11 protein-coding genes are annotated in these 11301 nt (G+C 72.3%); 4 read left to right on the forward strand and 7 right to left on the reverse strand.

Annotation, left to right across the window (positions count from 1 at the left end):
* Window positions 1–225: 225 nt before the first annotated feature.
* Window positions 226–1149 carry a LysR family transcriptional regulator gene (locus tag LCD33_RS25990; protein WP_224963312.1) on the forward strand — a complete coding sequence of 308 codons (924 nt, stop codon included), beginning with the start codon at window positions 226–228 and terminating at the stop codon, window positions 1147–1149.
* Window positions 1150–1220: 71 nt separating this feature from the next.
* Here LCD33_RS25990 and LCD33_RS25995 read toward each other — a convergent pair whose 3' ends face one another.
* Together LCD33_RS25995 and LCD33_RS26000 are read right to left on the reverse strand one after the other, a co-directional pair.
* A complete protein-coding gene (locus LCD33_RS25995) occupies window positions 1221–2654 on the reverse strand; it encodes an aldehyde dehydrogenase family protein (protein WP_224978377.1) in 1434 nt (477 codons plus the stop codon).
* A 78-nt stretch (window positions 2655–2732) separates the two neighbouring features.
* Entirely contained in the window at window positions 2733–3977 is a 1245-nt protein-coding gene (locus tag LCD33_RS26000; RefSeq protein WP_224957457.1) for a nitrate/nitrite transporter, read from the reverse strand.
* Window positions 3978–4074: 97 nt separating this feature from the next.
* On the opposite strand from LCD33_RS26000, the gene LCD33_RS29515 reads away from it, so the two are divergent.
* Window positions 4075–4800 carry a GntR family transcriptional regulator gene (locus tag LCD33_RS29515; RefSeq protein ID WP_224957456.1) on the forward strand — a complete coding sequence of 242 codons (726 nt, stop codon included), beginning with the start codon at window positions 4075–4077 and terminating at the stop codon, window positions 4798–4800.
* A gap of 173 nt (window positions 4801–4973) precedes the next feature.
* Here LCD33_RS29515 and LCD33_RS26010 read toward each other — a convergent pair whose 3' ends face one another.
* The 3 genes from LCD33_RS26010 to LCD33_RS26020 all read right to left on the reverse strand — a co-directional run bounded on the left by LCD33_RS26010 (window position 4974) and on the right by LCD33_RS26020 (window position 7559).
* Complete coding sequence (locus LCD33_RS26010; protein WP_224957455.1) at window positions 4974–6185, reverse strand: SPFH domain-containing protein; 1212 nt, start codon at window positions 6183–6185, stop codon at window positions 4974–4976.
* A 13-nt stretch (window positions 6186–6198) separates the two neighbouring features.
* Window positions 6199–6627 (reverse strand): NfeD family protein, encoded by a 429-nt coding sequence (locus LCD33_RS26015; protein ID WP_224966122.1) that lies wholly within the window; start codon window positions 6625–6627, stop codon window positions 6199–6201.
* A 125-nt stretch (window positions 6628–6752) separates the two neighbouring features.
* Complete coding sequence (locus LCD33_RS26020) at window positions 6753–7559, reverse strand: DUF3097 domain-containing protein (protein ID WP_224957452.1); 807 nt, start codon at window positions 7557–7559, stop codon at window positions 6753–6755.
* 138 nt (window positions 7560–7697) lie between these two features.
* Here LCD33_RS26020 and LCD33_RS26025 point away from each other — a divergent pair, with 138 nt between their 5' ends.
* Window positions 7698–8471, forward strand: coding sequence for a hypothetical protein (locus LCD33_RS26025; RefSeq protein ID WP_224957450.1), 774 nt, complete (start codon window positions 7698–7700; stop codon window positions 8469–8471).
* Window position 8472: 1 nt separating this feature from the next.
* Here the strand turns inward: LCD33_RS26025 and LCD33_RS26030 are convergent, their stop codons facing one another.
* The gene (locus LCD33_RS26030; RefSeq protein ID WP_224978378.1) at window positions 8473–9297 is read right to left on the reverse strand and encodes an oxygenase MpaB family protein; all 825 of its coding nucleotides are present in this window, start codon (window positions 9295–9297) and stop codon (window positions 8473–8475) included.
* A gap of 148 nt (window positions 9298–9445) precedes the next feature.
* Here LCD33_RS26030 and LCD33_RS26035 point away from each other — a divergent pair, with 148 nt between their 5' ends.
* Window positions 9446–10069: a TetR/AcrR family transcriptional regulator gene (locus LCD33_RS26035; protein WP_224957446.1), complete on the forward strand. Its 624-nt coding sequence runs from the start codon at window positions 9446–9448 to the stop codon at window positions 10067–10069.
* Between the two features lie 61 nt (window positions 10070–10130).
* On the opposite strand, the gene LCD33_RS26040 is transcribed toward LCD33_RS26035, so the two are convergent.
* On the reverse strand, window positions 10131–11153 hold the full coding sequence (locus LCD33_RS26040) for a ferrochelatase (RefSeq protein WP_224978379.1): 1023 nt from the start codon (window positions 11151–11153) through the stop codon (window positions 10131–10133).
* Between the last annotated feature and the right edge of the window lie 148 nt (window positions 11154–11301).

Genomic DNA, 11301 nt, shown 5'->3' on the forward strand with positions numbered 1-11301 from the left:
CCCCCGGCACCCACGCCGACAACAGCTGCGCGACCAGCCCCCCCACCGCGGCCACCAGCACACCCGACCGACGCTCCGACCACACCGCACGCAACTCCACCGACGTCCGCATGCCCCGAGCCTCACCCGCCACCCGCACGCCCGGTAGCCGTCAACCGCACAGGAACCCATAACCGGAATGCATCACCACAGGGCCAGAACACCCAGGCGAGCTACAGTTGCTGCATGGCAGAAGATCCGGACCCGCTGTCCCTGCGACTCCTCGTGCTCATCGCCGAACTCGGCAGCATCGGCGCCGCCGCCGCCCAACTGCGGATCAGCCAACCCTCCGCCAGCAAACGCCTCAACAGCCTCGAACGCCGCCTCGGCCTCCACCTCGTCGAACGCACCCGTCGCGGCGCCGACCTCACCCCCGCCGGCGGCACCGTCCTCGACTGGGCACGCGACGTGCTCACCGATCTCGACGCCCTGCACACCGGCGTGCACGCCCTGCGCGCCCGCCACGAACAACGCCTCCGCGTCGCAGCCAGCATGACCATCGCCGACTACCTCGCCCCGCGCTGGCTCACCTCGCTGCGCACCGCCTTCACCGGACTCCGCCTCGAACTCGACGTCGCCAACTCCACCGCCGTCACCGACGCCGTCCGCCACGACCGCGCCGACCTCGGCTTCCTCGAATCACCCGAGGTCCCCGACGGCGTCTCCGTGCGCTACCTCGCCCGCGACCGCCTCACCGTCGTCGTCCCACCCGACCACCGCTGGGCCCGGCGCCGCGAACCCCTCGACCCCACCGAACTCGCCGCCACCCCGCTCATCGTCCGCGAACACGGCTCCGGCACCCGCGAAACCCTCGAACACGCGCTCGCCACCGCAGGCGCCACCCCCACCGAACCCCTGCTCGAACTGCACTCCACCACCTCGGTGCGCAACAGCGTCGTCGCAGGCGCCGGACCCGCCGTGCTCAGCACCCTCGCCGTGGCCACCGACCTCGCCGCGGGCCACGTCGTCGAAGTCCCCGTCACCGGCCTCGACCTCCACCGCCCCCTGCACGCCGTCTGGCGCGCCGGGCACCGCCTCACCGGACCCGCCGCGGCCCTGCTCTCCGTCGCCCTCCGCGACGCCACCGACAGCGGCACCGCCACCCGCTGACACGATCACCCCATCGAGCACTGGCGAACGCCTGTTCGACTCCGCACCATGGAGTCATGACCAACACCCGCTCACCCCAGACCGGACATCACGTGCTTCACCCGGCTGTACTCCTCCAACCCGAACCGGCCGAAATCCCGCGCCGATGCCGAATGCTTGAACCCGCTGTGCGGCATCTCCGCCACCAACGGCCGATGCACGTTCACCCACACCGTCCCGGCCTGCAACGCCCGCGACATCCGCATCGCCCGCGCATGATCACGCGTCCACACACTCGCCACCAACCCGTAGCGCACCCCGTTCGCCAACTCCACCGCCTCCTCCTCCGAGGAGAACCGCTGCACCACCACCACCGGCCCCAACACCTCGTGCTGCACCAACTCGTCCGACTGCTCCACGTCCGCCACCACCGTCGCCTCGTAGAAGAACCCCCGCCCACCACGACGACGACCACCCGCCACCACCCGCGCATGCGCGGGCAACCGCTCCACGTACCCCGCCACCAACTCCCGCTGCCCAGCGCTGTTCAACGGACCGAACGCCGCATCCGGATCCTGCGGCGGACCCGGCCGCCACACCTCCGCCTGCGCCGCCAACTCCGCCACCAACTCCTCGTACACGCCCTCCGCCACCAGCACCCGGCTCGCCGCCGTACAGCTCTGCCCCGCATCCCCGAACGCCGCCGCCGCGATACCCCGCGCCGCCGCACCCACCTCCGCATCCCCGAACACCACCGCAGGCGCCTTCCCACCCAACTGCAAGTGCGCCCGCTTCAAATCCGCCGCCGCAGCACCCGCCACCTCCATCCCCGACCGCACCGTCCCCGTGATCGAGAACATCCCCGGCACCTCGTGCGCCACCATCGCCCGACCACTGTCCCGATCACCGCAGATCACGTTGAACAACCCCGACGGCAACACCCCCACCGCCGACTCCGCCAACAACACCGCGCTCACCGGCGTCGTCTCCGCAGGCTTGAACACCACCGCATTCCCCGCCGCCAACGCCGGCGCCACCCGCGCCACCGCCAACAGCAACGGATGCGTCCACGACGCCACCTGCGCGCACACCCCGATCGGCTCCCGCCGCGCGAACGACGTGCACCCCGGCACGTACTCCCCCGCCGCACCCGCCTCCTGCAACCGCGCCGCACCCGCGAGGAACCGCAGCAGGTCCACCGCGCGCGGCAACTCCCCCGACCGCACCACCTCCCACGGCTTGCCCGTGTTCCGGCACTCCGCCAGCACGAACCGCTCCGCGGACCGCTCCACCTCCTCCGACCACCGCAACAACACCCGCTGCCGCTCCCCCGGAGTCGTCACCGACCACTCCTCGAACGCCGCGGCCGCCACCCCCATCACCTCGTCCACATCGGTCCACCGCGTCAGCGGAGCCGACCCGTACTCCTCCCCCGAAGCCGGATCCACCAACGGCAACGACTCCCCCGCCACCGTTCCCGACCGCACCCCGCCCACGACATTCCGCAGCTCCAGCGCAGTGGACACCCGGACCTCCTCCGACCGACGGCACCGATCACGCGACCCTAACCGCGCACCGGCACCGCGCTCAGCCGCGCCGCGCCCTCACGACCGCACCTCCACCGGACGCGTCCGGCAGACCCACTGCCCCGCGGTACCCACCGCCAGCAGCACCACCACCGGCACGAACGACCACCGGTACGCCTCCAGCGCAGGCAGCACCGACACCACCTCCAGCACCAATCCGACCAGCACCTGGATCAGCACCCCCGCCAGGAAACCGCCCATGTTCACCACGCCCGACGCCGCACCCGAACGGTGCACCGCGTTCGACTCCCGCGCACCGTCGAACGCCAGCATCGCCGCACCACCACCGAAGCCCAGCACCGCCAGCACCACCACCAGCAGCGGCACCGACATCGCCGTCGGCCACGCCACCACCAGCAACCAGGTCAGCACCACCAGCACCGACATCCCCAACGTGTAGCGCTCCCGCCGCCGCGGGCGCCCCGCGATCCACTGGCTCGCCACCAACGAGCCCGCGATGAACCCGATCGCCGCCACCAGCAGCAGGCCACCGGCCGCCGACGAAGCCACGCCCTGCGCACCGGTCAACCACGGCGCACCCCACAACGTCGTGATCGCCAAGAACTGGGAGAGGAGCACGAAGTGCACCCAGAACGACTGCTTCGTGCCGCGCTGCGCCACCACCACGCGCAACGTGCGGGAGATCCGCTCCCCGACCTCCGACGGGACCTCGGGCCCCAACCCGGCCGGCCGATCCCGGATCACCGCACCTGCCACCACCGCCAGCACCGCGGTCAGACCCGCCGCCCCCAGGAACGTCGGCACCCAGCCCAGACCGTGCAGCGCCGAGGTCAACGGCACCGTCGAGAGCACCTGCCCGAGCCCACCGACCAGACCGGTCAGCGCCGCCACCCGGCCGTACCGGTCGGCCGGGAACCACTGCGCCGCCAACCGCAGCACGTTGGTGAACATGAACGCGTCACCGATACCGATGAACACCCGGCCGGTGACCCCACCCAGCACCGAGCCGCTCACCGCGAACACCGCGGAACCGATCGCCAGCGCCAGCACCCCGCCGGTGATGACCCGCCGCGGCCCCAACCGGTCCGCCAGCAGCCCCGACGGCACCTGCAGCACCAGGTACACGCCCAGCTGCAGCGCCGAGAACAGCGCCAGCACCCCCGGGCCCGCGGAGAAGCGCACCAGCGCGTCCGGCGCCGCGACCCCCAGGCTCGCCCGGTGGAACAACGCCACGAAGTAGCACGCCGCACCCACGCCCCACACCAGCCAGGCCCCGCGCTGGACGACGCTCGATCGCGCCACCCGCTGTTCCCCGGCAACACCGACCGACACCGGAACACCCACCTCTCTCGACTTGTATCCACCATAGATACAAGATGCGGATCAGTACTATGGGCGCGTGTCGAGCGCAACACCGAACCACGACGTGCCGCCGCCCACCGCCGCACCCGGCGGCACCGGCCCGGCGAGCGCGGAACCCCCGGCCGCGGACCGGGCCTACCGGCACGTCAAGACCGGGCTGCTCGACGGCACCTACCCCGACGGACACCTGCTGTCCGAAGGCGAAGTGGCCACCGCCATGAACATGTCCCGCACCCCGGTGCGCGAGGCCTTCCTGCGGCTGCAGACCGAAGGCTTCCTGCGGCTCTACCCGAAGCGGGGAGCCTTGGTCGTCCCGGTCACCCCCACCGAGGCCCGCGCCGTCCTCGAAGCCCGGCTGGCGCTGGAGAGCTTCGCCATCGACAAGATCGCGGCCGACGGCCCCGCGACGATGCGCCGGGTCGGCGAGGATCTCAGCGCCCATGCGGCATGCGACGGCAGCGGCCTGAGCACGGCGGAGATGCACGAGGCCGACCGCGACTTCCACGCCCGGCTGGTCGCCGCCGCGGCCAACCCCATCATCGACGACCTCTACAACGCGCTGCGCGACCGGCAACTGCGGATCACCGCCGGAGCCCGGACCCAGGACCGCCGCCCGGACATCACCCGGCAACACGCCGAGGTGGCGACCGCCGTGCGCGACGGCGCCGCGGACACCGCCAAGGCGGTCCTGCGCGATCACCTGCTCGGCGTGCTGCGGGCGCTCGGAGTCGCGGGCGGCCCGATGCTCGAACCCCCGGCCTGAGCACTGGAAGACCCCCGATCGTCTGTGCTTGTTCGTGCTTTTGATCTTCAGATCATTGATTTCGGTCGACGCTGAAACCACCAAGCCAATAAAGCGAATGCGGCGCAAAAGTGGGGGGGGCCCCCCCCCCCCACTTCGCTCGTTTCCGGGCCTCTGCCCGGGTCAGAACCCGATCAGGCCGGGGAACCGCCACCCACCGGGGGCTCGCCGAGCGCCCCGGTCTCCCCCAGCGCCTGCGTGGCCTTCGGACCCGACAACGCGGCACCACCGGAGGGCATCCCCGCCGCGGCGCTCGGCACCTCCTTGCGTGCCACCTCCTCCGCGGCGCGCACGGCCTCGGCGACCTCCGGGTTCGACGAGGTGTCGAACCACGCGGCCACCGACTCCTCCTCGTCCTCCGGGCTGCCCGCCGGCGGCTCCTCCTTCGGGGGCTCGTAGCGGAACGTCCCGTCCTCGCCGGGCGCACCGAGCATCCGGGCGAAGCCCTCCAAGGACTTGTTGAAGTCGCTGGGCACCACCCACACCTTGTTCGCGTCGCCCTGCGCCATCTGCGGCAGGGTCTGCAGGTACTGGTAGGCCAGCAGCTCCGGCGTGGGCTTGCCCCGCTTCACCGCGGCGAAGACCTTCTCGATCGCCTTCGCCTGGCCCTGCGCCTGCAGGTAGCGGCTGGCCCGCTCACCCTGGGCGCGCAGGATGCTGGACTGGCGCTCGCCCTCCGCGTCCAGGATCGACGCCTGCTTCGCGCCCTCGGCCGCGAGGATCTGGGACTGCTTCTGGCCTTCCGCGGTCTTGATGGCGGACTCGCGCGCGCCCTCCGCGTTCAGGATCATCGCGCGCTTCTCCCGGTCGGCGCGCATCTGCTTCTCCATCGAGTCCTTGATGGACGGCGGCGGGTCGATCGCCTTGAGCTCGACCCGCGCCACGCGGATGCCCCAGCGCCCGGTCTCCTGGTCCAGCACGCCGCGCAGCTGCGTGTTGATCTGGTCCCGGGAGGTCAGCGTCTCCTCCAGGCTCATGCCGCCGACCACGTTGCGCAGCGTCGTCGTGGTCAGCTGCTCCACACCGACGATGTAGTTGGAGATCTCGTAGACCGCCGAACGCGAGTCGGTGACCTGGAAGTACACCACGGTGTCGATCGACACCGTCAGGTTGTCCTGGGTGATCACCGGCTGCGGCGGGAAGGACACCACCTGCTCGCGCAGGTCGATCTTCGCCCGCACCCGGTCCAGGAACGGCATCAGGAAGTTCAGCCCGGGCGCGGCGACGGTGCGGAACCGGCCCAGCCGTTCGACCACCGAGGCCTGCGCCTGCGGCACCACGAGGACGGACTTGGCCACCACCACGATCACCAGCAGCACCACCACCGCCAGCACGATCAATTCCACTGCACCCTCCAGTTCACGGTTGTGCCGCGACGATGGCGGTGGCCCCGGAGATCTCCGTGACCAGCACCGTTGAATCGGCTTCGAAGACGTCGGCCTCAGCGCACGCGCGGGCCGACCACACGTCCCCGTCGATGCGGACCCGGCCGCCCTGGTGGTCGACGGTGGCGACCACGACGGCGTGCTTGCCGACCAGGGCGTCCACGTTGGTCTTCAGCTCGCGGCCGGCGAGGAAGCGGCGCTTCAACGCCGGACGCGCCCCCAGCACCAGTCCCCCGGCCAGCGCGGCGAACACCACGGCCGCCAGCCACGTCGGCGCTCCGGCCAGGACCACCAGCGCGGTCCCCAGCGCGGCGAGGCCGAGCATCACGAGGACGAACTCCCCGGACAGCACCTCGGCCGCCACCAGGATCACACCGATGATCAACCACACGACGGGGGCCATGCACCCATCGTGGCAGAGCACAAGCGTTCTGTGGGGTTATTTCGGCCAACGTGACCGGCTCGCGGTGCTCGGGTGGTGGGGCGCCGGCGTTCCACCGTGGACGCCCGGGCAGGCCCGGAACGGGGTCAGGATTCGGTGACGAAGTCGATCAGCCGCTCGACGGCGCCGATCAGCGGGGCCTCCAGGTCGCGGAAGCCCTCGACCGCGCCGAGCACGCGGCGCCAGCCCTCGGCCGGTTCGCCCCAGCCCAGCTCGGCGCAGACGCCTTCCTTCCAGTCCTGCCCGCGCGGCACCCGCGGCCAGGCCGCGATGCCCAGGGACGCGGGTTTGACCGCCTCCCACACGTCGACGAAGGGGTGTCCGGTGATGAGCACGTGCGGGTCGTCGATCCCGGCGACGAGCCGGGACTCCTTGCTGCCCTCGACGAGGTGGTCCACCAGCACCCCGACCCGGTGACCGGCGCGGGGGCGGAACTCGCCGAGCAACCCGGGCAGGTCGTCCACGCCGTGCAGCGGCTCCACCACGACGCCTTCGACGCGCAGGTCGTGGCCCCAGACGCGTTCGACGAGCTCGGCGTCGTGCAGGCCTTCCACCCAGATGCGGCTGCCCCGAGCCTCCCGGGCGCGCAGCCCGTCGACGTGCACCGACCCGGACGCGGAGGTGCGGGTCGCGGCTGGGTCGGTGGCGGGCACCGGGACGAGGGTGACCGGGCGCCCCTCCAGCAGGAACGCGGCGGGCCGCATCGGGAACAGCCGGTGGGCGCCGCGCCGGTCCTCCAGCACCGCGTTGCCCTTCTCCACGCGCACCACCGCGCCGCAGAAGCCGCTGGCCGGGTCCTCGACCACGAGCCCGGGCTCGGCGGGGACCTCGGGGATCTCGCGGCGCTTGCGACCGGAGGACAGGACGTCGTTGCCGTAGTTGACCGAACGCACGCGAAGATCCTATGCACCGTCGCGGACGCCGCGGTCGCGGCACGCCGCCCGCGACGAGGCCCACACCGCGCGGCCCCGGGCTGATGCGCGCGGACGGGATACGTACTCTCTCTCGACGTGCCATGCCCAAGCGCAACGATGGTCGTCTGGACGTCCGCGTGGTTGCACGGTGCGACCGCCGCGGACGACGTGCTCGACGCTCTGCAGGTCTGGGGCGAATCGCAGGAAGTGCGCGCCGCCGACGACGAACTCGCCGCCCGGTTGGAACTGCCGGGCCCGCAGGACACCCCGGCCGGTCCGGCGCTGCTGCTGGCGGCGCTGCGCAAGGCCGGTGCCACCGCTGGGGAGCTGGCGCTGCCGGTCCCCGGTGACGTGCGGGGCCTGGGTTCGGCGAGCCCGTTCTCCAAGCAGGCGTTGCGCCGCGGTGAAGCGGCGGTGCTGCCGGAGGCCGGGCTGGGCCTGGTGCCCGAGCCGGTCGCCGAGGGCATCCTGCACTGGACGGTGTTCGCCGTCGGGGAGCTGCCGCCCGCCGAGCACCTGGCGATCGGGGAGGCCGAGCACGGCATGTCCTCGGCGATGCGGGAGGCCGCGAGCACGCTGATCGACCTGGACATCGCCAAGCACCGCCCCGGCGTGCGCGACGAGATCGCCTCGACGGTGGCCGACCGCCCGAAGCCGCCGTGGCCGGAGGACGTGCCGCAGCGGCCGCTGCGGATCCTGCAGCGCGCCTCCGAGGTGGAGGCGATCCTGTGGGTGGCCACCGACGACGCCCCGGGCGGAGCGCTGTCGGCGTCCGCGACGCGGGCGCGCACGGAGGCCCTGCGGCCGCTGTTCGACTCGGTCCGGGCGGCCCGGCGCGCCTCGATCGCGGAGATGGTGCGGGTGCTGGCCGACAGCGCCGGCAAGCACTGACTCACACCAGCGGAGCACCCGCCCCGATCCGGCGCCGCACGTCCCACAGGTAGTAGTTGAACGGGAACTTGCGCAGCACCGGGGGCAGCCGCCGGATGACCGCACCCATGACGCGGGTGAGCCGGTCGAAGCGGCGCTGGTCGCGGTCGGTCCAGGGCAGCCGCATCTCGTCGCGGAACCGCTGCGGCAGGAAGCCGGTGGTGATGAACCGGTTGAACCGGCCCAGCGGCGCGCGGACGTAGCGCGGCATGAAACCGAGCATCGCGATCTGGTGCAGGTAGGCGCGCACGGTGTCGTCGACGTGGACCTGGTCGAGCGCGTCGTTCCAGTACTCCTCGAAGGCGGCGCGGTCGGCGGGCCACATGTCGTCGGTGACCTGCAGGGTGGTGCCGAGGGTGGCGGAGCGCCGGTAGAGCTCGTCGATCTCGGCGTCGGTGAGCTCCCCGACGAAGATCCGGTGGACGTCCTCGATGCCGCGGTAGAGGCAGGCCGCCACCCACAGCTGCAGGTTCTTGTCGAAGGCGTTGTAGGACACCGGGCTGGTCGAGGTGGAGCGCACCTGGGCGTGGGAGCGGTTGGTGGCGCGCCGGAACAGGGCGCGTTCCTCGTCGGTGCCCATGGTGGCGACCGCGAGGTAGGTCAGCGTGGTGCGGGTGCGCTTGACGGGGTGCTTGAAGATGTTGCCGCTGTCGACCTTGCTCTCGACGACACCGTAGCCGACGCCCGGCCGGGCCAGCTGCATGATCACGTTGGCGCCGCCGGCGAGCAGGCCGGCGCCGACGACCAGTTCGTCCTCGCGCACGCGTGATCCGGTGGGAGCTGTCATCGGTCCCTCTCCTCCGCTAGCGGGTGGCAGTGCGGGCGGCCCCGCCCGGCGAACTCTGCTCACACCCGTTAGCAGATATGGAACCGATCAGTTCCCCCACTGTCAAGACCCGCCCGGACCCGGCCCGCGAGATGCCAAGATGGGCGGCATGGAGCCGTCTTCCCTGCGGGTGTACGGCGGTGTCGATGGCGACCACCGCAAGGCCGAGCGGCGCGTCCGGTTCCTCGAAGCGGGCCTGGACCTGCTCGGCGCACCCGACGCCGACGCCACCCTCTCGGTGCGCGGCGTGTGCAAGCGGGCCGGGCTCGCCGCCCGCTACTTCTACGAGAGCTTCGCCGACCGCGAGGAGCTCACCGCCGCCGTCTACGACCAGGTCATCGACGACCTCGCCACCGGCGCGCTGGCCGCCGTCGCGGCCGCCCCGCACGACGCGGCGGCCAAGGTGCGGGCCGGGCTCGGCACCGTCATCGGCGTCGTCGGCGACGACCCGCGGCGCGGGCGACTGCTGTTCTCCACCCGCGCGGGCGCCGTGCTCGCCGAACGCAGGCAGCGCTCCACACTGCTGTTCGTCGGACTGCTCGGCGGCCAGGCCAAGGACTTCTACGGGCTGGGCGACAGCGCCGACCTGGACGTGCTCAGCCAGTTCGCCGTCGGCGGCCTCGCCCAGACCCTCACCGCCTGGCTGGACGGGGCGTTGCGCATCGACCGCGACGACCTGGTCGAGCACTGCACCCGCATCTTCCTCGCCATCGGCGCCCCCGGCCGGGACTGAGCCCGGACGCACGAGGGCCGCGGCGGTCCCACGACCACCGCGGCCCCGCGAGCGACGAACGTCAGGACGGCGAGCAGCAGCCCGGCGCGCACACCTCGCCGTTGCGGCCGCAGCCGGCGGCGGGCATCAGCGACAGCTTCCGCGGCCGCACCTCGTCCACGTGCTCGGAGATCAGCTCCACGATCATCTTCGCGAACCGCGGATCGTCCCCGGCGGTCCCGGCCCGCACGAAGCCCATGCCGAGCTCGGCGGCCTTCTCCGCGGCCTCGTTGTCCAGGTCCCAGATCACTTCGAGGTGGTCGGAGACGAACCCGATCGGGCTCACCACCACCGAGGCGACGCCCTTGGCGTGCAGGTCCTCGACGTGGTCCACCACGTCCGGCTCCAGCCACGGCACCTGCGGCGGGCCGGATCGGGACTGCCACACCACGTCGTAGGTCTCCACCCCGGCCTCCTCGGCGACGAGCCGGGCGCACTCGGCGACCTGCCGGGAGTACCACTCGGGGCGGCCGTCCGGGCCGGGCATCGAATCGGCGCGCACCGGCACCGAGTGCGCGGTGAACACCAGCCGGGCCTGCGGATCACCGAGCTCGGCGTAGGCGCGGCGCACCACGTCGGCGTTGGCGCCCACGAACAGCGGGTGGTCGAAGAACTGGCGCAGCTTCACCAGGTCCGGGGCCTGCTCCCCCACCGCTTCGCGGGCCCGGGCGATGTCCTCGTGGTACTGCTTGCAACCCGAGTAGCCGCCCCACGCGGAGGTGGCGAACACCAGCGCCTTGCGCACGCCGTCCTCGGCCATCCGCGCCACGGTGTCCTCGATCATCGGGTGCCAGTTGCGGTTGCCCCAGTACACCGGCAGGTCGCGGCCCTCGGCGCGCAGCTGCTCCTGCAACCCGGCCATGATCTCGCGGTTGAGCCGGTTGATCGGCGAGACCCCGTCGAAGTGGTGGTAGTGCTCGGCCACCTCGTCCAGCCGCTCCGGCGGCACGCCTCTGCCCCGGGTGACGTTCTCCAGGAACGGCCGGACGTCCTCCGGGCCCTCCGGTCCACCGAACGACAAGAACAGCAGCGCATCGAAACTCACAGGACCATGATGGCCCGCCGCCGAACGGGCCGCTCACGGGGGGTGGGGGGGGGGGGCGGCCCCCGCCCCCCCCCCCCGGCGCACCCGCCCCGCGCGGGGAAACCCCCCGCCCCCCAGATGAAAGACCCCGGTGGGGTGGGGGGCCCCG

It is taken from the genome of Saccharopolyspora sp. 7B (genome assembly GCF_020177435.1).
Classification (GTDB): Bacteria; Actinomycetota; Actinomycetes; order Mycobacteriales; family Pseudonocardiaceae; genus Saccharopolyspora_C; species Saccharopolyspora_C gregorii.